This window comes from Pseudooceanicola nitratireducens (assembly GCF_900109195.1).
GTDB lineage: Bacteria > Pseudomonadota > Alphaproteobacteria > Rhodobacterales > Rhodobacteraceae > Pseudooceanicola > Pseudooceanicola nitratireducens.
Genome location: NZ_FNZG01000001.1, coordinates 895635 through 915277, shown reverse-complemented (window position 1 = coordinate 915277; position 19643 = coordinate 895635). Strand labels below are relative to the sequence as shown.

General features: G+C 66.0%; 22 protein-coding genes. 15 read left to right on the top strand and 7 right to left on the bottom strand.

Going from position 1 to position 19643, the window contains the following annotated elements:
* Positions 1 to 28 precede the first annotated feature (28 nt).
* The 14 genes from BMX99_RS04275 (at position 29) to BMX99_RS04210 (ending at position 12227) form a co-directional block, all read left to right on the top strand.
* Positions 29 to 865 carry a DUF1194 domain-containing protein gene (locus tag BMX99_RS04275; protein WP_244525586.1) on the top strand — a complete coding sequence of 279 codons (837 nt, stop codon included), beginning with the start codon at positions 29 to 31 and terminating at the stop codon, positions 863 to 865.
* A gap of 108 nt (positions 866 to 973) precedes the next feature.
* Positions 974 to 2017: an alanine racemase gene (gene alr / locus BMX99_RS04270; protein WP_093447633.1), complete on the top strand. Its 1044-nt coding sequence runs from the start codon at positions 974 to 976 to the stop codon at positions 2015 to 2017.
* Between the two features lie 5 nt (positions 2018 to 2022).
* Positions 2023 to 2799, top strand: coding sequence for an MlaE family ABC transporter permease (locus BMX99_RS04265; protein ID WP_093448462.1), 777 nt, complete (start codon positions 2023 to 2025; stop codon positions 2797 to 2799).
* Positions 2796 to 3539, top strand: coding sequence for an ABC transporter ATP-binding protein (locus BMX99_RS04260; RefSeq protein WP_093447631.1), 744 nt, complete (start codon positions 2796 to 2798; stop codon positions 3537 to 3539). Before BMX99_RS04265 ends, BMX99_RS04260 begins: the two co-directional genes overlap by 4 nt.
* Positions 3540 to 3613: 74 nt before the next feature.
* Positions 3614 to 4063 carry a paraquat-inducible protein A gene (locus tag BMX99_RS04255; RefSeq protein ID WP_093447629.1) on the top strand — a complete coding sequence of 150 codons (450 nt, stop codon included), beginning with the start codon at positions 3614 to 3616 and terminating at the stop codon, positions 4061 to 4063.
* Between the two features lie 32 nt (positions 4064 to 4095).
* Positions 4096 to 5460: a DNA repair protein RadA gene (gene radA / locus BMX99_RS04250; RefSeq protein ID WP_093447627.1), complete on the top strand. Its 1365-nt coding sequence runs from the start codon at positions 4096 to 4098 to the stop codon at positions 5458 to 5460.
* A gap of 45 nt (positions 5461 to 5505) precedes the next feature.
* Positions 5506 to 6060 (top strand): CvpA family protein, encoded by a 555-nt coding sequence (locus BMX99_RS04245; RefSeq protein WP_093447625.1) that lies wholly within the window; start codon positions 5506 to 5508, stop codon positions 6058 to 6060.
* A 139-nt stretch (positions 6061 to 6199) separates the two neighbouring features.
* A complete protein-coding gene (gene purF, locus BMX99_RS04240) occupies positions 6200 to 7693 on the top strand; it encodes an amidophosphoribosyltransferase (RefSeq protein ID WP_093447622.1) in 1494 nt (497 codons plus the stop codon).
* Between the two features lie 215 nt (positions 7694 to 7908).
* A complete protein-coding gene (locus tag BMX99_RS04235; protein ID WP_093447620.1) occupies positions 7909 to 8163 on the top strand; it encodes a hypothetical protein in 255 nt (84 codons plus the stop codon).
* Between the two features lie 102 nt (positions 8164 to 8265).
* Positions 8266 to 8907, top strand: coding sequence for an SDR family NAD(P)-dependent oxidoreductase (locus BMX99_RS04230; protein ID WP_093447617.1), 642 nt, complete (start codon positions 8266 to 8268; stop codon positions 8905 to 8907).
* A gap of 5 nt (positions 8908 to 8912) precedes the next feature.
* Positions 8913 to 9284 carry a DUF1801 domain-containing protein gene (locus BMX99_RS04225; protein ID WP_093447615.1) on the top strand — a complete coding sequence of 124 codons (372 nt, stop codon included), beginning with the start codon at positions 8913 to 8915 and terminating at the stop codon, positions 9282 to 9284.
* Positions 9285 to 9416: 132 nt separating this feature from the next.
* A complete protein-coding gene (gene surE / locus BMX99_RS04220) occupies positions 9417 to 10199 on the top strand; it encodes a 5'/3'-nucleotidase SurE (protein WP_093448460.1) in 783 nt (260 codons plus the stop codon).
* Positions 10200 to 10209: 10 nt separating this feature from the next.
* Entirely contained in the window at positions 10210 to 10863 is a 654-nt protein-coding gene (locus BMX99_RS04215; RefSeq protein ID WP_093447612.1) for a protein-L-isoaspartate(D-aspartate) O-methyltransferase, read from the top strand.
* A gap of 197 nt (positions 10864 to 11060) precedes the next feature.
* Positions 11061 to 12227 (top strand): peptidoglycan DD-metalloendopeptidase family protein, encoded by a 1167-nt coding sequence (locus BMX99_RS04210; protein WP_244525644.1) that lies wholly within the window; start codon positions 11061 to 11063, stop codon positions 12225 to 12227.
* 181 nt (positions 12228 to 12408) lie between these two features.
* On the opposite strand, the gene BMX99_RS04205 is transcribed toward BMX99_RS04210, so the two are convergent.
* From BMX99_RS04205 to BMX99_RS04175, 7 genes are all read right to left on the bottom strand, one after another.
* On the bottom strand, positions 12409 to 13251 hold the full coding sequence (locus BMX99_RS04205; RefSeq protein ID WP_093447609.1) for an ATP-binding protein: 843 nt from the start codon (positions 13249 to 13251) through the stop codon (positions 12409 to 12411).
* A 6-nt stretch (positions 13252 to 13257) separates the two neighbouring features.
* Positions 13258 to 14274, bottom strand: coding sequence for a twin-arginine translocase subunit TatC (tatC, locus tag BMX99_RS04200; RefSeq protein WP_093447607.1), 1017 nt, complete (start codon positions 14272 to 14274; stop codon positions 13258 to 13260).
* Positions 14271 to 14780, bottom strand: a complete 510-nt coding sequence (tatB, locus tag BMX99_RS04195) for a Sec-independent protein translocase protein TatB (RefSeq protein ID WP_409371757.1) — start codon at positions 14778 to 14780, stop codon at positions 14271 to 14273. The genes tatC and tatB overlap by 4 nt, the downstream gene beginning before the upstream one ends.
* A gap of 15 nt (positions 14781 to 14795) precedes the next feature.
* Positions 14796 to 15011 (bottom strand): twin-arginine translocase TatA/TatE family subunit, encoded by a 216-nt coding sequence (locus BMX99_RS04190; RefSeq protein WP_093447603.1) that lies wholly within the window; start codon positions 15009 to 15011, stop codon positions 14796 to 14798.
* A gap of 254 nt (positions 15012 to 15265) precedes the next feature.
* Positions 15266 to 16348 carry an ABC transporter ATP-binding protein gene (locus BMX99_RS04185; protein ID WP_093447601.1) on the bottom strand — a complete coding sequence of 361 codons (1083 nt, stop codon included), beginning with the start codon at positions 16346 to 16348 and terminating at the stop codon, positions 15266 to 15268.
* 84 nt (positions 16349 to 16432) lie between these two features.
* Positions 16433 to 17548, bottom strand: coding sequence for a hypothetical protein (locus tag BMX99_RS04180; RefSeq protein ID WP_093447599.1), 1116 nt, complete (start codon positions 17546 to 17548; stop codon positions 16433 to 16435).
* 42 nt (positions 17549 to 17590) lie between these two features.
* Positions 17591 to 18370: an SDR family oxidoreductase gene (locus BMX99_RS04175; RefSeq protein WP_093447597.1), complete on the bottom strand. Its 780-nt coding sequence runs from the start codon at positions 18368 to 18370 to the stop codon at positions 17591 to 17593.
* A 196-nt stretch (positions 18371 to 18566) separates the two neighbouring features.
* On the opposite strand from BMX99_RS04175, the gene BMX99_RS04170 reads away from it, so the two are divergent.
* The gene (locus tag BMX99_RS04170; protein WP_093447595.1) at positions 18567 to 19592 is read left to right on the top strand and encodes a Hint domain-containing protein; all 1026 of its coding nucleotides are present in this window, start codon (positions 18567 to 18569) and stop codon (positions 19590 to 19592) included.
* The last annotated feature ends 51 nt before the right edge of the window (positions 19593 to 19643 follow it).

Genomic DNA, 19643 nt, shown 5'->3' with positions numbered 1-19643 from the left:
CGTCGTCGGGCTTGGGCAACACTGGCGCATGATCCGTGCGTTCTGCTGCCTTGCCTTCGTTGGTCTGGCCGCCCCGGCCACGGCGCAGGTCACCCCCTATGACCCCGCCGCGATCGAGGTGGACGTTGAGCTTTTGCTTCTGGTCGATGTCTCGCGGTCGATGTCGCCGCAGGAACTGGCGATCCAGCGGCGCGGCTATGCCGAGGCGCTGGCCTCGGACCAGGTGTTCACGGCCATCCAGGGCGGGCTGGTCGGTAATGTGGCCGTGGCTTACGTCGAATGGGCCGGAGCCTATTCGCAGCGCGTAGTGCAGGACTGGACGATCATCCGCAGCCGCGAGGACGCGCTTGCCTTTGCCGAGGCGATCCATTTCAGCGTCGGTGAAGGCATGCGCCGCACCTCGATCTCATCCGCGCTAAGCGTCGGGGCCGCGTATTTTCAGGACAACGGGTACAACGGGCTGCGCCGGGTGATCGACGTGTCGGGCGACGGGCCGAACAACGCGGGCGTCCCGGTGCAGCAGGCCCGAGACGAGGTCATCGCGCAGGGGTTCACCATCAACGGGCTGCCGCTGATGACCCGCGACGGGCTGGGCAACATCTGGACGATCGACGATCTGGATCTGTATTACCGCGACTGCGTGATCGGCGGGCCGGGGGCCTTTCTGGTGCCGGTGCACGACTGGTCGGAATTCGCCGCCGCCGTGCGCCGCAAGCTGGTGCTTGAAATCGCCGGACTGACGGTTCCGCCCCCCGGGGCACCGGACGCGCATATGGGTCCCCGCGTCATCCCCGTGCAATCCGCAACCGACTGCATGATTGGCGAAAAGATCTGGCAACGCTACCGCGAGGGGTGGGAGCCATGAGCGCGGATCCAGCAGCAGCCCCCGGGGCCGTTGCGGAACAGGCGGCGAACCCCTGCGCTTTCGTGCCTTTGTGCTTGCACGGGTTTTAACCTGCCGTAAAAAGGCGGAATGAGTACCGCACGTCTTACCGTTGATCTTGATGCATTGGTCGCCAACTGGCGCGCGCTTGATGCTGCCTCTTCCTCCAACACCGAGACGGGGGCCGTGATCAAGGCCAACGCCTATGGTCTGGGCGTCCAGCCCGTGGCCCGCGCCCTGGCGAAGGCCGGTGCGCGCCGGTTCTTCGTGGCCGTGGCCGAAGAAGGCGCCGCCGTGCGCGACTGCCTTGGCCCGAACGTCGAAATCAACGTCTTCTCGGGGCATATGCGCGGCGACACCGACATGATCGGCGATCTGAACCTGATCCCGATGATCAACTCGGTCGACCAGATGCTGCGCCATGTCGAGGCCCTGCCCGGCCATGGCTTCGGCATCCAGCTGGACACCGGGATGAACCGCCTGGGGATGGAGCCGGACGAATGGATGGCCGTGCGCGACACCGCGCTGGATCTGTCGCCCAACCTGATCATGTCGCATCTGGCCTGTGCCGATGAACCCGATCACGCGATGAACACGCGGCAGCTGCGCCAGTTCCGCGAGATGACCGCCGGGCTGGGCGTGCCGCTGTCGCTGTCGGCGACCGGGGGCATTCTGCTGGGGCCCGAATATCATTTCGACGTGACCCGCCCGGGCATCGGCATGTACGGCGGCCTGCCCTTTGCCGAGGCGCTGCCGGTGGCGCGTCTTGACCTTCCGGTCATCCAGGTGCGCGAACTTCAGGCGGGCGAAAGCGTCGGCTATGGCAACAGCTGGGTCGCCCGCGACCGCACCGTGATCGCCACGGTCGCCGCCGGCTATGCCGATGGGATCCACAGGATCATGGGGCCCAAGACCTCGCTTTACGCGGGTGACATCGCCTGCCCGATCCGGGGCCGCATCTCGATGGACCTGATCGGCGTCGACATCACCCATCTGACCGAGGAACCCCAGGGGCTGACCCTGCTGGGGCCGCAGCAGGTGATCGACGTGGTGGCCGACAATGCCGGCACCATCGGGTACGAGGTCCTCACCTCGCTTGGCGGGCGGATGACACGCCGCTACCGGGGCGCGTGACACAGGTGGCCGGCTTCCTTGCGGGTATCGGGGCGCAGGTCCTGGCCCTTCTGGCCGGCATCGGCCGGGTCGCGATCTTTGCCGGTCAGACGTTGCGCCACTTGGTGACCCCGCCGTTCTACGGCCGTGAATTCCTGTCGGCGCTGCTGAACATCGGCTGGCTGTCGCTGCCGGTGGTCGGTCTGACGGCGGTCTTTACCGGCGGCGCGCTGGCGCTGCAGATCTATGCGGGCGGATCGCGGTTCGACGCGGCGGCGGTGGTGCCGCAGATCGTGGCCATCGGCATGGTGCGCGAACTGGGCCCGGTGCTGGTCGGGCTGATGATCGCGGCGCGGGTGACGTCTTCGATCGCGGCGGAAATCGCCACGATGAAGGTGACCGAACAGATCGACGCGCTGGTGACGCTTTCCACCCATCCGATGAAATACCTGACGGTGCCGCGTGTGCTGGCCGGGCTGGTCACCGTGCCGCTTCTGGTCGGCGTGGGCGATGTGATCGGGATCTTCGGCGGCTACCAGGTGGCGGTACGCTCACTTGGGTTCAACCCGGCGACCTACCTGCAGAACACCGTCGACTTCCTGGAACCGCTCGACCTGATCTCATCCCTGGTCAAGGGCGCGGCCTTCGGAGTGATCGCCACGATCATGGGCTGCTATTCCGGCATGAACTCGGGTCGCGGGGCGCAGGGCGTGGGCCGGGCGACGAAATCCTCGGTCGAGGCGGCCTCGGTCCTGATCCTGGCGGCCAACTTCCTGCTGACGGGGGTGTTCTTCTCGGCATGATCCGCTTTGACGATGTGCATAAGGCCTTCGGGGCGAACCAGGTGCTGCGCGGCGTGACGCTTGAGGTGCCCAAGGGCAAGTCGATGGTGATCATCGGCGGGTCCGGCACGGGCAAGTCGGTGCTGCTGAAATGCGTGCTGGGGCTGGTGATGCCAGATGCCGGGACGATCACAGTCGATGGCGCCGCACGCGATGCGGATCGCGATGCCTTTCTGGCGCGGTTCGGCATGTTGTTTCAGGGCGGTGCGCTGTTCGACAGCCTGCCGGTCTGGCAAAACGTCGCCTTCCGCCTGACGCGCGGCGCGCTGAAACGCCCCAAGGCCGAGGCGCGCGAGATCGCCATCGAGAAACTGCGCCGCGTCGGCCTGTCCCCGGATGTGGCCGACCGCCTTCCGGCGGAGCTTTCGGGGGGCATGCAGAAACGCGTGGGCCTGGCCCGTGCGATTGCCGCCGACCCCGAGATCATCTTTTTCGACGAACCCACCACCGGGCTGGACCCGATCATGGCGGGCGTGATCAATGAACTGATCCGCGAAATCGTGGTCGAGATGGGGGCGACGGCCATGACCATCACCCATGACATGACCAGCGTGCGTGCCATTGCCGACGACATCGCCATGCTGCACGGGGGCAAGATCCGCTGGACCGGCCCGGTGGCGCAGATGGATGCCTCGGGCGATCCTTACCTGGATCAGTTCATCCATGGCCGGGCCGAGGGGCCGATTGCCGCCGTGCGCTAGGGGGCGCCAGGGTTGCACGGGGTGGCAAGGACCGGGCCGCGCCCCTATCTGCGAAAAGCCCCCGAGGACTCGCCATGCCCCTGCCCTTCTATCTGAACCTGTCGCTTCTGGTGCTTTTCCCGCTGTCCTGGGTCGCGCCGCTGGTGCGGGCGGGGTTCCTGCCGCTGTTCGGATTGTCGGAAATCTCGGTTCTGTCTGGGATCGCGTCGCTGTGGCAGACGGATGTCTTTCTGGCGCTGGTGGTGGCGCTGTTCGCGCTGGTCGCGCCCATGGCCAAGGTGCTGGCGCTGGCGCTGGTGCAATCGGGCCGCGCGCCGCTACGCTGGCTGGCCCCGCTGACCGGGCTGGGGCGGCTGGCCATGGCCGATGTCTTCCTGATCGCGCTCTATATCACCCTGGCCAAGGGGTTGGGCGTGGGCCGGGTCGAAACCGCCTGGGGGCTGTATCTGTTCACCTTCTGCGTGCTGGCGTCCCTGGCGCTGTCGCTGTGGGCCAAGCGGGATCTGGCCCGCGCGGCGGATTGACCCTGCCCCGGCGATCGGCCACAAGATAAGCCATGGCGAAACCCCAGATCAGCTATACCTGCCAGAATTGCGGCGCCCATTCCACGAAATGGGCGGGGCAATGTGATGGCTGCGGCGAATGGAACACCCTGCAGGAAGAGGCCCCGTTGTCCTCGGGGCCCGGCAAGGCGCTGAAGGGCGGGCGCGGGCGGAAACTGGCGCTGACGGATCTGTCCGCGAAAGAGGCCCCGCCGCCAAGAACCGCATCAGGCATGGACGAGCTGGACCGCGTGCTGGGCGGCGGGCTGGTTCCGGCCTCGGCCATCCTTGTGGGCGGCGATCCGGGGATCGGGAAATCCACGTTGCTTTTGCAGGCGGCGGCGAAATTCGCCCATGCGGGGCTGAAGACCTTCTATATCTCTGGCGAAGAGGCCAGCGCCCAGGTGCGGCTCCGCGCGGCGCGACTGGGGCTGACGGATGCGCCGGTGCAGCTGGCGACGGAAACCTCGCTGCGCGACATCATGACGACGCTGGATGAGGAACGGCCCGATCTGGTGATCATCGACTCGGTTCAGACCATGTGGTCGGACAATGTGGACAGTGCGCCCGGGTCCGTCAGCCAGGTTCGCGCCACCGCGCAGGAACTGACGACATTCGCCAAGCGGCGCGGTGCGGCGGTCATTCTGGTCGGTCACGTCACGAAAGAGGGCCAGATCGCCGGCCCCCGCGTGGTCGAACACATGGTCGACACGGTGCTGTATTTCGAGGGCGAGCGCGGCCACCAGTTCCGCATCCTGCGCAGCGTGAAGAACCGTTTCGGCCCGGCGGATGAAATCGGCGTCTTCGAGATGACCGGCGGCGGGCTGGCCGAGGTGCTGAACCCCTCGGCGCTGTTCCTGTCGGAACGCGGCGAACCGGCCCCGGGATCGGTGGTCTTTGCCGGCATCGAAGGCACGCGGCCCGTGCTGGTGGAATTCCAGGCGCTCGTCGCCCCCACCCCGCACAGCCAGCCCCGCCGCACGGTCGTGGGCTGGGACGGCGGGCGGCTGGCGATGATCCTGGCGGTTCTCGAATCGCGGTGCGGCATCCCCTTTGCCGGGCTCGACGTCTACCTGAACGTCGCCGGAGGGCTGAAGGTGTCCGAACCCGCAGCCGACCTTGCAGTGGCGGCGGCGATCCTTTCGGCGCGCGAAGACGTGGCGGTTCCGGCAGAATGTGTCGTCTTTGGCGAAATTTCCCTGTCCGGCGCGCTTCGTCCCGTCGGTCAGACGGAAAACAGGTTGAAAGAAGCGGCAAAACTTGGTTTTTCCTCGGCCATAGCACCGGCGGGCGGAAAGATCCGGGGCCGGGATGGAATGAGCCTTCGGGAAATGCCGGATCTGACGGCAGTCGTGGGCGAAGTATTCGGCGCCGGATAGGGCCGCAAAGCGCCCGCGCATGGGCCGAAAGCAAAGGACGGGCAGATGGAAGGTTTCACTATCATTGACGCCATCGTGGCGGGTGTTGTGGTTCTGTCCGCGCTTCTCGCCTATTCACGCGGGCTGGTGCGCGAAGGGCTGGCCATCGGCGGCTGGATCGCGGCGGGTGTGCTGTCGTTCATCTTCGCGCCGCAGGTCGCACCGCTGGTCAAGGAAGTGCCGGTCATCGGGCCCTTCATCTCGGACAATTGCGAATTGTCGATGATCACCGGGTTCGCCGCCGTCTTCGCGGTAGTGCTGCTCATCGCATCGTTGTTCACGCCGCTCTTCGCGTCGGTCGTTCAACGCTCGGCCCTTGGCGGGCTGGACCAGGCGCTTGGCTTCCTCTTCGGGGTGGCGCGCGGGCTGCTGCTGGTTGCAATCGCCTTCTTTGTCTACAACACCATGTTCTCGTCGCAACAGACCGATGTGGTCGACAACAGCCGCTCGGCCCAGGTCTTTGGCCAGCTGACCGGCCAATTCGAGGAAGAAGACCCCCAGGTCGCGCTTGGCTGGGTCACCACGCAATATGAACAGCTGATCGGCACCTGCACGCAGTAATCCGGCCCCGTTTGCCGGCCCGGATGCCGCAGCGTCATCACGATTGACGGCGCGCGGCCCGGGATTTGTGATCCTTTCGTGACACTGCGCGCCTCAGGTCGTAAGAGAAGCCCAAGACTGAACGGATTCGGAGCTCGCCTTGTCCAGCCACACGCCCCTCACCGAAACGCACGTCGAAGACCACCAGACCGAATGGGACGATGACAAGCTGCATGAAGAATGCGGTGTCTTCGGGGTCATTGGTGTCACCGACGCCGCCAGCTTTGTCGCCCTGGGCCTGCACGCACTGCAGCACCGCGGCCAGGAGGCCGGCGGCATCGTCACCCACGACGAGGAACACGGGTTCCAAAGCCAGCGCCGCTTTGGCTATGTGCGCGACAACTTCACCTCGAAATCGCTGCTGGAAACCCTGCCCGGGTCGATCGGGATCGGCCACGTGCGCTATTCCACGGCCGGGTCCAAGGGCAACACCGCGATCCGCGACGTGCAGCCCTTCTTCGGTGAATTCGCCATGGGCGGTGCGGCGATTGCCCACAACGGCAACTTGACCAACGCCAACCAGCTGCGGCGCGAGCTGATCGGCCGGGGCGCGATCTTCCAGTCCCGTTCGGACAGCGAATGCATCATCCACCTGATGGCGCGATCCATGGGCCGGACGATCCCCGACCGCATGAAAGAGGCGCTGCGCCAGGTCGAGGGCGCGTTTTCCGTCGTGGCCATGACCCGGTCCAAGCTGATCGGCGTGCGCGATCCCCTGGGCATCCGCCCGCTGGTTCTGGGCCGTCTGGGCGAAGGCACCGTTCTGGCGTCGGAAACCTGTGCGCTGGACATCATCGGGGCCGAGTTCATCCGCGAGATCGAGCCGGGCGAGATGGTGGTGATCAGCGAAGAAAAGATCGAAAGCTTCCGCCCCTTCGAAGACGTCAAACCCCGTCCCTGCATCTTCGAATACGTTTACTTCAGCCGTCCGGATTCGGTTCTGGGCGGCAAGTCCGTCTATGAGGTCCGCCGCGAGATCGGCCGCCAGCTGGCGCTGGAATCCCCGGTCGAGGCCGACATGGTCTGCCCCGTGCCCGACAGCGGCACCCCCGCCGCCATCGGCTATAGCCAGCAAAGCGGCATCCCCTTCGAGATGGGGATCGTGCGCAACCAATACGTTGGCCGGACCTTCATCGAACCGACCGAACAGATCCGCAACATGGGCGTGCGCCTGAAGCTGAACGTGAACCGGTCGCTGCTGAAGGGCAAGCGGGTCATCCTGATCGACGATTCCATCGTGCGTGGCACGACGTCGCGCAAGATCAAGGACATGGTGCTCGAGGCCGGCGCGGCCGAGGTGCATTTCCGTGTCGCCTCTCCGCCGACGATCTGGCCGGATTTCTACGGTGTCGACATGCCCACGCAGGAAGAATTGCTGGCCGCAAAGATGACCGAAGAGGAAATGCGCGAATATCTTGGTGTGGCCTCTCTCAAGTTCATTTCGATCGACGGGCTGTACCGCGCCGTGGGCGAGGAAAACGGACGCGACCCGAAGAACCCCGCCTATCACGATGCGGTCTTCACGGGCGATTATCCCATTGCCCCCAAGGACATGATCGAACAGGGATTCAAACCCAAAAGCGCGGCGGAATAAGACCCGCACCCGCCCCCCTGTTGCGCAAGGGGGCGGCGCTTCACGACCCGGTCAGGGATGCGTGATCGGCCATGTTCTGCAGGGCCGAAGGGCTTTCAAAAGCGAAAACCCGCCAAGGGAAATCGGGGGCCGGCCGGCCCCCTTTTCTTTCCCGCCGCACTGCGGCAAAGCCCGCGGCGCAACCCGCACAGGGGCTGCGTCTGCAAGAGGCAATCATGGCGGGAACTCCCGAAAACGTGGCCAAGCTGGCCACCGACACCGAAGCGCTGGACCTTGGCGGCATCGCCCTTCTGGGTACGATGATCCAGCCCGACGGTCCCAAGGCGCTGCTGCGCACGGCCAGCGGCGATGTGCGCAAGGTCGCGCCCGGCGACCGCATCGGCCTGGCCCAGGTGCAGGCCATCGGGGCGGGCGTGGTCCAGATCTCGGGCTTTGGCGGGCATCAGGTGCTGACCATGCCGCAGGGCTGATGCCCTTTCGGCACGTCCTGCCCTGCCCCGTGTCGGACCGGACGCGCGGACGGATCCAACGGGGATCTTGACGGCCCCGGGCAAAGTGGCCAAACCGCTGTCATGACTGATCAGATCGCCCTTATCACCGGTGCGTCCCGCGGGCTGGGTGCCAGCTTGGCGCGTGCCCTGGCCCCGACCCATCACATCGTCGCCGTCGCCCGCACCGTCGGCGCGCTGGAAGAGCTGGACGACTCCATCCAGGCCGCAGGCGGCAGCGCCACCCTGGCCCCGATGGATGTGACCAATGCGGACGCCATGGCGCAACTGTGCCGGTCCATTCACGACAGATGGGGCGGTGTTGCGCTGTGGCTGCACACGGCCGTGCATGTCCCGCCCCTGTCGCCCGCGCCGCATATCGATGCCAAGGACTGGGCCAAGACGGTCACGGCCAATGTCTCGGCCATGGGGCATCTGATTCCCTTTGTCGCACCGCTTCTGGGCACCGACGGCCGCGCCGTCTTCTTCGACGATCCCGCCGGGGCCGAGAAGTTCCACGGGGCCTATGGGGCCACCAAGGCCGCGCAGATCGCCCTGGCGCGTACCTGGGCCGCCGAGAGCGCCGTGTCTGGCCCCAAGGTGCAGATCCTGACGCCCGCGCCCATGCCGACGGCCCTGCGCGCGCGTTTCCACCCCGGTGAGGACCGCGAGGCCCTGACCCATCCCGATGCGGAAGCCGCCCGGCTTCTGACCCTGCTGGAGTAAGGCCCATGTCGGACGACGCGGCATCCTATATCGCGGCGCATCCGGCAGCCTCGGCCAAGGCTTTGAAAACCCTGCGGACCTTCCTGGCCGGACGTATCGCCCACGCGGGCGTCGCGGTCGAAGAGGTCATGTCCTACTCCATGCCCGGCTACCGCATCCTTTCGGGGCGCGGCACCGGCAAGATGCTGATGGGCTACGCAGCCTGGAAGGATCACCTGGCCGTCTATCCGCATTCCGGCACGGTGCTGCCGCAGATGCTGAAGCTGACCCGCGGGATCAGCCAGACGAAAAGCGCGCTGCATGTGCCGATCGGGTCGCTGCCGCCCGAGGCGGTGATCGACCAGATGATCCACCTGCGCCTGGAAGAGCTGCACTAGCCCCTTCCTGCCCGAATTCGCGGCAGATGACGGGGTGGGCGCCGCCCTTCCCCGGCCGGCAGCATGGCCTGCCGCCTTGCCCCGCCGGATTTGCGCAGGTATTCAGGCCAAAACAGGCAGATGGGGCAGATCATGCGCATTCTCGTGACCAATGACGACGGCATCAACGCACCCGGGCTGAAGGTCCTTGAAAAGATCGCGGCCGAGCTGGCCGGAGACGACGGCGAAGTCTGGGTCGTCGCGCCTGCGTTCGAGCAATCCGGCGTCGGCCACATGATCAGCTACACCCATCCCACGATGATTTCCCAGATGGGCGAACGGCGCTATGCGGCCGAAGGATCGCCCGCCGACTGCGTCATGGCCGGACTGCATGACGTTCTGAACGGCAAGGACGTCGACCTGGTTTTGTCCGGTGTGAACCGGGGCAACAACTCGGCCGAGAACGCGCTCTATTCCGGTACGCTTGGCGGCGCGATGGAAGGGGCGCTTCAGGGCATCCCCGCCTTTGCCCTGTCGCAGTACCTGGGCCCGGACAATTTCAACATTTCCGATCCTTTCGAGGCCTCGGGGCAGCATGGCGCGGCCGTTGTGCGCAAGGTGCTTGAGGCCGGTTTGAAAGACAAGAACCCCTACAAGCTGTTCTACAATATCAACTTTCCGCCCTGCCCCGCCAATGCGGTCAAAGGTGTGCGCGTGGCCCCGCAGGGCATCCGCCCCTATACGCATTTCTCAGTCGAACCGCATCTGTCGCCCTCGGGGAAACGGTTCCTCTGGGCCAAGGGCACCGACCAGCGCCAGGCGTCGGCCAAGGGGACGGATGCGGCGGTGAACCTGAATGGCTACATCTCGGTCACGCCGATGCGCGCGGATCTGACCGCGCATGATATGCTGGACGCACTGAAGGGCATCGAGTGAGCGTCAGACCATGAACGACGGGGCGTCCATCGCGGAACGCAAGATGCAGTTCCTCTATACCCTGCGGTCGCGCGGGGTGACGGACAGCGCCACCCTGGTGGCCATGGAAAAGGTCGACCGGGGTGATTTCGTGCGCGGGCTGTTTGCCGAACGCGCCTATGAGGACATGCCCCTGCCGATCGCCTGCGGCCAGACGATTTCCCAGCCCTCGGTCGTCGGGCTGATGACCCAGGCGCTGCAGGTCGCGTCGCGGCACCGGGTGCTCGAGGTGGGGACCGGCAGCGGCTATCAGGCCGCGGTACTGGCGCAGATGGCGCGCCGGGTCTACACGATCGACCGCCATCCCCGCCTGGTCCGCGAGGCCGAGGCGATCTTTGACCGGATGGAGCAGGGCAATATCACCACCTTCACCGGCGACGGCAGCCATGGGCTGCCCGATCAGGCCCCGTTTGATCGTATTATCGTGACCGCCGCGGCCGAGGACGCGCCGGGGCCTCTCTTGGCTCAGCTCAAGATCGGCGGTATCATGGTGCTGCCCGTGGGGCAGTCGGATACCGTGCAAAGCCTGATCCGGGTGCACAGGCACGAAACGGGCTATGACTACGAAGAACTTCGATCGGTGCGCTTCGTGCCGCTGGTCGAAGGGGTGGCAAAAGAAGATTGAATGCCGCCTGTCCCGGAATGCGGGACAGATGGCCGGACATGGTGACGTCCCGGAGACAGGGGCGCGGGTGAGGGATCGAACAGATGCAGGACTTTGGCACGCCCCAGGGTATTGGCCGCGATATGGGCCGGAAGGCCGCAACAGCGGGGACAGTTGCGCGGTTTGCCGGGCTTAACCGGGTCGCCCTGCGCGGCTTGATGGGCGGGGTCGCCCTGATCGCGCTGACGGCCTGTGAATCCGTCGACATGGATCTGCGCGGCAACCTCGGCGGGTTCTCGACCACCCAGGCGGCGATGACGGCCACCATCGACCGGCCCGCGCCGGACGATCGCGGCATCATCTCGTATCCCAATTACCAGGTGGCGGTGTCGCAGCGCGGCGACAGCGTCGCGGATGTGGCCACCCGGATCGGCGTCGATGCCAATGTGCTGGCGGAATACAACGGGCTGCGCGTCGATGACCGGCTGCGCAACGGGGAAATCCTGGCCCTGCCCGGCCGCGTGTCGGAACCCAGCATCGCCACCGGTGCCGCAGGAACCGGGCCCTACCTGCCCGCGGGGCAGGTCGACATCCAAAGCCTGGCCGGAGATGCCATCGACCGGGCCGGCGATCAGAGCGTCGCGGTCGAGACCCTGCCGCCCGCCGCCCCCGATCAGCTGACCGGGCCCGAGCCGGTGCGCCACAAGGTGCAGCGCGGCGAGACGGCCTATACGGTGTCGCGGCTTTACGATGTCTCGGTCCGGTCGCTTGCGGACTGGAACTCTTTGGACAGCAATTACACGATCCGCGAAGGCCAATACCTGCTGATCCCCGTCGCCGCCCAGCCGGTGCCGCAGCAGGCCGCAGCGGTCGAGACGACCGAGCCTCCGGGCACGGGCACGCCGACGCCGGTGCCGCCCTCGGCCACGCGCCCCCTGCCCCGCGAAGAGACCCAGCCCGTGCAGCAAGCCGCCACGGCCGAGCCCGCGCCGAGCGTCGCGCCCGACCTGGGCCAGACCCAGAGCGCGGCCCCGCAGACGGCCATGGATTACCCGGTCAAGGGCCAGATCATCCGCGAATACGCCCGTGGCAAGAGCGACGGCATCGACATCTCGGCCGCTGCGGGCAGTTCCGTGCGTGCGGCGGATGCGGGCACGGTTGCGGCCATCACCTCGGACGCGGACAACGTGCGGGTGATCGTGGTACGCCACCAGGGCAAGCTGCTGACGATCTATTCCAACGTCGACAATATCGCCGTCTCGGAAGGTCAGAGCGTAACGCGCGGCCAGAAGATCGCCGAGATCCGCAGCGGCCAGGCGTCCTATGTGCATTTCGAGGTGCGCAAGGGGCTCGAGGCGGTGGATCCGATGGATTACCTGAACTGAGGTTTGCAGGCGGCCCTGATGGGGCAATGATGTGATCCAGCGGTGCGCGGCCCGGGGGCCGCGCATTTCTTTTTGTTGGGTTTTTCAGGGGCGCTGCCCCTCTTGAGCCCGCAGGCGGGCTCAATTCACCCCGGGATATTTTGGGCAAGAGGATGTTGGGGGGCGGCGCAGGCCGAGGGAGTCAGCGCAGGGGGGTGCCGTGGCGGCCGGCGAGATCGGTGAAGAATTGCCAGGCGACCCGGCCCGAGCGCGCGCCGCGGGTGGCCTGCCATTCGATCGCCTCGGCCCGGAGGGTGGCGGGATCGATCGAGAGACCGTGGGCGGCGCAATAGCCGTCGATCATCGCCAGGTATTCGTCCTGGCTGCAGGGGTGGAAGCCCAGCCAGAGGCCGAAGCGGTCCGAGAGTGAGACCTTTTCCTCGACCGCCTCGGCGGGGTTGATGGCCGAGGAGCGTTCGTTTTCGATCATGTCCCGCGGCATCAGGTGGCGGCGGTTCGAGGTGGCGTAGAACAGCACGTTGTCGGGCCGGCCGGCGATGCCACCATCCAGCACGGCCTTGAGCGATTTGTAGTGCTGATCGTCATGGCTGAACGACAGGTCATCACAGAACAGCACGAAGCGGTGGTCCGAGCCGCGCAGGATGTCCATCAGGCGGGCGACCGTGGGCAGGTCTTCGCGCTGAAGTTCGACGATCTTCAGCGGTGTTTCGGCGCTGACACTGGCGTGGATCGCCTTGACCAGGCTGGATTTCCCCATGCCGCGCGCGCCCCAGAGCAGGGCGTTGTTGGCGGGCAGGCCCTTGGCGAACTGACGCGTATTGGCCAGCAACGTATCGCGGGATCGGTCGATGCCGACCAGCAGGTCCAGGTCGACGCGGGACACCCGCGACACCGGGGCGAGCCGTTCGGGATCGGTTTCCCAGACAAATGCGTCGGCTGCGTCGAAATCCGGAGAGGCGAGAGGCGCGGGAGCCATACGCTCCAGCGCCTCGGCGATGCGGGTCAGGGCGGTATCGTCCGTCATCTGTCCTCAGTCGGTCTTTTTCGGCGCGTTCGGATCTTCGGGCCCAGTGCCGTCATTGTCGTCGTCCTCTGCCGCGTCGAACTCCTTCATCAGGGGGTCCTCTTTCAGCAGGGGATCCTCGGCATCGGCGAGATCTGCGTCGGCTTCGGCTTCCGCGTCGTCGTCGGTTTCATCCTCGTCGTCGTAGTAGCCTTCGGCACGCAGGCGTTCTTCACGCTTGGTTTCGACGCGGCGGACCAGAAAGATCGAGATTTCGTAAAGGCCGTAGACCACGACGAAAAGGATCACCTGGGTGATGACGTCCGGCGGGGTGACCAGCGCGGCCAGCACCAGGATCGCCACCACGGCATATTTGCGCACGTTGCCCAGGCCCTCGGCGCTGACCAGGCCGGCCTTGCCCATCAGGGTCAGCAGGACGGGCAGCTGGAAGCAGAGACCAAAGGCGACGATGAACTTGATCGTCAGCGAGAGGTATTCCTGGGCCGAGCCCTGGAAGGCGATGCCGGCGATGCCAGTGTCGCTGTCGCCATCACCGAGGACCGAGCCTGGCTGCTGGAAGCCCAGGAAGAAGTCGAAGGCCAGCGGCGTCACCACGTAGAAGGCGAAGGCCGCGCCCAGGAAGAACATCGCCGGGGACGAGATCAGGAAGGGCAGAAAGGCATTCTTTTCAGACCGGTAGAGGCCCGGAGCCACGAAGCGCCACATCTGGTAGGAGATATAGGGGAAGGACAGGACCAGCCCGCCCAGAAGCGAGATCGAGATCGCGACGAAGAAGCCTTCCTGCAGCTTGATCAGGATCAGCCCGCAATCGCCGGTTTCGCCGCGCGCGGACATGGCCGAACACAGCGGTTCGGTCAGGAAGTTGAAGATCGGGTTCCAGACGGTGAAGCAGATCACCATGCCGACGATGAAGGCCCCGACCGAATGGATCAGCCGCGTGCGCAGCTCGGCCAGGTGTTCGATCAGGGGGGCGGAGCTGTCTTCGATCTCGTCGTTGGTGGTGTCTTGTTGCGCGGCGCTCATGCCTTGCTGTCCCCTGCGGTGTCGGCCTGCGGTGCGGCGGCACCCGCATCGGGTGTCGCATCGGCCTGAGAGGCACCCGACCCGGTTGCCTTGGCTGCTGCCTTAGCCGCGTCCTGCGCGGTCTTGTCGGCCTGGGCGGCGGCCTCGGCCTCGCGGCGCTTGGTGGCCTTTTCGGCGCTGGCGGCATGGATCTTCTTGGCCGCCTCGGCGCGATCCTCGGCCAGTTTGGCGGTGCTGGAGCCCGGTTCCCACTTGGTGAAATCCGCAGCATCCTTGACCTTGTCCAGCCCGAATTTCTTCGGGTTCGACAGGCCGCGCAATGCGTCCGTGGCGTCCTTCATGCCGGATTGGTCGGCGGCGTCTTCCATCGCGCGGGAAAATTCCCGCGCCATGCCACGCGCCTTGCCGACGAACTGACCCATGTTGCGGAACAGGACCGGAAGGTCCTTGGGGCCCACAACAATCAGCGCGACGATGCCGATCAGCAGAAGTTCGGTCCAGCCCATGCCGAACATGGCTGGTTACGCCTTGTCTTTTTCTTCTTCCGGAGTGACGTCGCGCGCCGTGTCGGCGGTGGCGTCGTCGATCTCTTTCTGGCCGTCCGAGACGCCCTTCTTGAAGGCGGTGATGCCCTTGCCGACCTCGCCCATGAGCGAGGAGATCTTGCCGCGTCCGAAGAGAACGAGCACGACGACGGCGATCAGCAGAAGGCCGGGAAGGCCGATATTGTTGAGCATGACTTCTCTCCCCTTGTTCGCCGGGCGATCGGGCCGCCCGGTGCGAAAGTCCAGAAGTATCTAATGGCTAAGGGGGCCAAGGGGAAGGTGTAATCCTTGGATTGTCCGGAAAAACCCCGTGATCGGGCGCGACAGATTGCCTTTGCCCCAGGCCGGGGCATGGGCCCTGCGGCGGCAGGGGGCCAGCCCCCTCCCGTCAAAGCCTTTGGGCTTTGCCGGTTCACCCCCGGGATATTTGGAAAAAACCAAAGAGATCAGTGGGTCACGGGAAAGACGAAACAGCGGTCGCGGCGGATCGTCAGCCAAAGCGGCTTGCCCGGTTTGGGCAGGAAGACATTGGGCACGGTGGCCTTGATCATGGATCCGTCGTGATCCATGCGGAATTCCACGAGGCTTTCGCTGCCCATGAAACGGGCACGGGTGACGATACCGCGCGCCGGGGTGCCGTCCTGCGGCGTGGGCAAAGGCCCCTGCCCGTTGCGGTCGAAGTCGATCTTGAGGTGCTGCGGGCGGATCACGATTTCGACCCGCGCCCCGTCAGGTTGGCCGGGGGCCAGGAACTGACCGAAGGGCGTGTCGGTGAGGGCATTGCGGACGGTGCCGTGGATCACGTTGATATCGCTGAAGAAGGCTACGGCCTCTTTGTCGCGGGGGGCGTTGTAGATGTTGTAGGGCGCGCCCTGCTGGACGATTCGACCCTGGCGCATCAGGGCGATGTCATCGGCCATGCGCATCGCCTCTTCCGGCTCATGGGTGACCAGAAGCACCGCAGTTCCGGTTTCTTTGAGAATCGCCAGGGTTGTATCGCGGATCTCGTCCCGCAGGCGGTTGTCGAGGCCCGAGAAGGGTTCGTCCATCAGCATGATGCGCGGATCGGGGGCCAGGGCACGCGCCAGGGCGACGCGCTGCTGTTCGCCGCCCGAAAGCTCATGCGGCCAGGCGTCGATGAAGCGGCGCAGGTTGACCCGGTCCAGCATGGTTTCGACCCGGGCGCGATTTTCCGCCGCGCTTCCGGTCAGGCCGAAGGCGACGTTGTCGGCCACGGTCAGATGCGGGAACAGGGCGAAATCCTGGAACATCAGCCCGATGCGGCGACGTTCGGCCGGCACGCGGAAAACGGTGTCGCAGACCAGGGTGCCGTCGACCCAGATCTGCCCGCTGTCCTGCATCTCGACCCCGGCGATCATCCGCAGGGTCGTCGACTTGCCGCAACCCGAGGGGCCCAGGAGGCAGGTCACCTGCCCCGGCTGGATGGACAGAGACACGTCATCGACCACAGCCCGGCCGTCGAAATGGCGCGTCAGGTTGCGGATTTCCAGGCGGGGGGGCGTTGTCACGTGCTTGGCCGATCATTTGTGCAAGGCTTTGGCACGGGTAGCAAAGCCGCCCCGGCGGGTAAAGGGCCGGAAGGTCGCGCGCGCTTAGGTCGTCAGCACCAGGTCCCCCGAGGCGCGGATCTGGCCGTTCACCTGGATCTCGACCCGGGCCGGCCCGGGGTGCAGCCGATAGGTCGTGGCATCCGCGGGCAACTTGTGCCGCTTGGTCAGTTGCAGGGGCGTGTCCGGCGTCAGGTCGGCCGTGGTCAGCTTGTGCACCTTGCGGCGCGCCTTGGCCCCGGGCGTGGCCGGCGGGAAGGTCACCACGTAATCCACCAGCGCCGAGAGGCCTTGGGGGCTGCTTAAGTGCAGGGTGAATTCAAGCGCGGTGCCGATGCGGGCGCTTTCGGGCAGGGTCAGATCGACCGACACCGGCGCATCCATGGGAAAGCCCAGCAGCGCCATCGCGTCGGGATGACCCTTTTTCACCAGATCGCGCAGGGCGTGGCGCGTGATCCAGTCAAGCTCTGCCCCGGTTCCGGCCGCGTTCCAGGCGGTGAGCCTGTCGATCACCGCGTCCGGGGTCTTTTTCCCGATATCATTCAGGTGGTTGGCGACCGACCGGGTGACAAAGCGCGCACGGTCCCCGTAAAGCCTGTCCAGCAAAGGAAGCGGGCGGGCGGGATCGCTGGTCAAGCCGATCCCCCAGGGCAGGCGCGGGCGCGTGCCCTCGCTGACCAGGCGGCGGACATGATAGCTGTCGTGCCCGGTCCAGAGCATCAGGCGGTCAAAGGCCAGGTCCGGCCAGCGGTTGATCACCGGGCGGATGGCGTATTCCATGGAAAACCGCTGCGTCAGCGCCTCGAGCAGATCAAGGAGCCGTTCGGGATGATCCTCAAGCCCCTGAAGCACGGCGTATTCGCCCAAGGGGGCAAAGATGAAATCGCCAAAGTCGTCGTCGCGCAGGGTCGGATCCAGGGGCGGCGGCAGGGCCGCCTCGATCACCTGCGCCGCCTGCGGAAAGTCCGAAGGCAGCGCGGGGATCAGGCAGTTGGCGATCCAGTCGATGCGCTGTTTCAGCTCAAGCTCGGGGAAGCGCGCCAGGCAGCGCGCCTCGAACGTCGGGTCGAAGGAAGGGTCGACCCGACGGAAGAGGCCGGCGAGATAGGACAGCTTGTCCGCATTGAACAGCTGATCCTTCAGCGCATCCCCCTTGGCCATGGGCCGCCCCCCTTTTCTTCCCGTCTTGTCAGTGCCTTCAGATCACACGGTGCTGTTGAAGGCACCGCCGTCCAGAAGGACGTTCTGCCCCACCATAAAGCCCGCATGTACCGAACACATGAAGGCGCAGGTGGCCCCGAATTCGGATGCGGTGCCGATGCGGCCCGTGGGGTTGGCGGCGTCGCGCGCGGCGGCGGCCTCGTCCAGGGTGATGCCTTCGCGGTCGGCCGTGGCCTGGGCCAGCGAAACGGCGCGGTCGGTCTGATGCAGGCCGGGCAGCAGGTTGTTGATCGTCACGCCATGCTTGGCCACCTGGCGCGAGGTGCCCGCCACGTACCCGGTCAGACCGGCGCGGGCGGAATTCGACAGGCCAAGCTGCGCAATGGGCGACCGGACCGAAGCCGAGGTGATGTTGACCACGCGGCCCCAGCCCTTGTCGATCATGCCCGGCAGTAGCGCCTTCATCAGCGCGATCGGGGCCAGCATGTTGGCGTCCAGCGCCTTGATGAAATCGTCACGCTCCCAGTCGGACCAGAAGCCGGGGGGCGGGCCACCGGCGTTGTTCACCAGGATGTCGACCGCGCCCGTGGCCTCCAGCACCTTGGCGCGGCCTTCATCGGTGGTGATGTCGGCGGCGACGGTGGTGACGCTGACGCCATGGGCGTCGCGGATTTCCTGGGCGGTCTGTTCCAGCGCCTCGGCCCCGCGGGCGTTCAGGATCAGATCGACCCCGGCTTCGGCCAGGGCAAAGGCGCACCCACGGCCCAGGCCCTTGCTGGATGCGCAAACCAGGGCGCGCTTGCCCGAAATACCAAGATCCATGTGAAACTCCTCCCCTGGGCCGATGTCTGCCTGGCCCGGTTTCCTGTTGTGCGTTGCGCCTGTTATTTCGATTGGCGCGGAGAAACGCAACAATGACGGCAAATGACCCGGGACTTGCCAGCAAGGTGCCACAATCGCGGTCCAGAAAAGTCGGGCATCGACCCCAGTCGCGCGCCTTCACGATCAGGATACCCGCATGATTTCCGCCATTGCCAAGCCCGCAGCCTCGATCCCGGTTCTCCGGGGGCGCGACTTTGCCTGCGTGCAGGGGGCCAATGAAGGCGATGCGCTGACCTGTGCCGATGACCTGTCGCTGGATGACACCTATGGGTTTGCCGACGGGGCCAAGCCCCTGCGGCTGCGCGTGGATTCCTCGGACCAGGGGCGGATCACCGTGGGCGAAGACAGTGCCGTGGGCACGCCGGGAAGCGCGCTGCACCTGGACAGCTGCCTGACCTTCATGTCCCCCGACGGCACCACGACCGAGGTCATCGTCCTGGCCGAGGTCGACCCAAGCGGCCACCTGGCCCGGGTCTACGCCCTGCCCCTGTCGGAGCTGCATCCGCGCGTCGATTACACCCTGGTCGGCATCGACCGCGAAAAGGCCGCCCGCAAATTCGCCGAGGTCGCCTGTGTGTCCTTCACCAAGGGCACGCGGATCACTCTGGCTTCGGGCACGCAGAAACGGATCGAGGCGCTGAAGATCGGTGACAAGGTCCTGACCCGCGACAATGGCGTGCAGGAAATCCGCTGGATCGGCCATTCCACCGTGCGGGCCGTGGGCGATTTCGCCCCGATCTCGATCGCCAAGGGCGCGCTGAACAACGACCATGATCTGGTGGTCAGCCCCGATCACCGGCTGTTCATCTACCAGCGCCACGATACGCTTGGGGCCGGGCGCAACGCACTTCTGGTGAAGGCGCGGCATCTGGTGAACGGCGATACGATCACCCGGCAGGACGGCGGTTTTGTCGAATATTATCAACTGCTTTTCGATCAGCACGAAATCATCTACGCCGAAGGCATCGCGGCCGAAACGCTTTTGGTGGACACCCGCACCCGCGCCGCCCTCCCGCCCGAGCTGGACGATGTGCTGGCCCGCAGCCTACCCGATCACGCCACTGCCCCGCATCTGCAGTTCGAAGTGGCAAAGGCGCTTCTGGATCGGCCCGATGCGGTGGATGCGCTGCGCCTGGCTTCGACCCGCGCCGCCACCGGGTAGCCGCCAAGTATCCAACGCGCTGCGCGCTTGCGCGGCGGGCGGCGCGCGGAT

Coding starts and splice junctions, on each gene's coding strand:
- BMX99_RS04215 (WP_093447612.1), top strand. CDS start 10,210: ATGAACGACGGGGCGTCCATCGCGGAACGCAAGATGCAGTTCCTCTAT.
- tatB (WP_409371757.1), bottom strand. CDS start 14,780: ATGGGCTGGACCGAACTTCTGCTGATCGGCATCGTCGCGCTGATTGTT.
- BMX99_RS04180 (WP_093447599.1), bottom strand. CDS start 17,548: ATGGCCAAGGGGGATGCGCTGAAGGATCAGCTGTTCAATGCGGACAAG.
- BMX99_RS04245 (WP_093447625.1), top strand. CDS start 5,506: ATGGAAGGTTTCACTATCATTGACGCCATCGTGGCGGGTGTTGTGGTT.
- BMX99_RS04230 (WP_093447617.1), top strand. CDS start 8,266: ATGACTGATCAGATCGCCCTTATCACCGGTGCGTCCCGCGGGCTGGGT.
- BMX99_RS04235 (WP_093447620.1), top strand. CDS start 7,909: ATGGCGGGAACTCCCGAAAACGTGGCCAAGCTGGCCACCGACACCGAA.
- BMX99_RS04175 (WP_093447597.1), bottom strand. CDS start 18,370: ATGGATCTTGGTATTTCGGGCAAGCGCGCCCTGGTTTGCGCATCCAGC.
- BMX99_RS04255 (WP_093447629.1), top strand. CDS start 3,614: ATGCCCCTGCCCTTCTATCTGAACCTGTCGCTTCTGGTGCTTTTCCCG.
- alr (WP_093447633.1), top strand. CDS start 974: ATGAGTACCGCACGTCTTACCGTTGATCTTGATGCATTGGTCGCCAAC.
- BMX99_RS04225 (WP_093447615.1), top strand. CDS start 8,913: ATGTCGGACGACGCGGCATCCTATATCGCGGCGCATCCGGCAGCCTCG.
- BMX99_RS04170 (WP_093447595.1), top strand. CDS start 18,567: ATGATTTCCGCCATTGCCAAGCCCGCAGCCTCGATCCCGGTTCTCCGG.
- surE (WP_093448460.1), top strand. CDS start 9,417: ATGCGCATTCTCGTGACCAATGACGACGGCATCAACGCACCCGGGCTG.
- radA (WP_093447627.1), top strand. CDS start 4,096: ATGGCGAAACCCCAGATCAGCTATACCTGCCAGAATTGCGGCGCCCAT.
- BMX99_RS04275 (WP_244525586.1), top strand. CDS start 29: ATGATCCGTGCGTTCTGCTGCCTTGCCTTCGTTGGTCTGGCCGCCCCG.
- BMX99_RS04210 (WP_244525644.1), top strand. CDS start 11,061: ATGGGCGGGGTCGCCCTGATCGCGCTGACGGCCTGTGAATCCGTCGAC.
- BMX99_RS04260 (WP_093447631.1), top strand. CDS start 2,796: ATGATCCGCTTTGACGATGTGCATAAGGCCTTCGGGGCGAACCAGGTG.
- tatC (WP_093447607.1), bottom strand. CDS start 14,274: ATGAGCGCCGCGCAACAAGACACCACCAACGACGAGATCGAAGACAGC.
- BMX99_RS04205 (WP_093447609.1), bottom strand. CDS start 13,251: ATGACGGACGATACCGCCCTGACCCGCATCGCCGAGGCGCTGGAGCGT.
- BMX99_RS04190 (WP_093447603.1), bottom strand. CDS start 15,011: ATGCTCAACAATATCGGCCTTCCCGGCCTTCTGCTGATCGCCGTCGTC.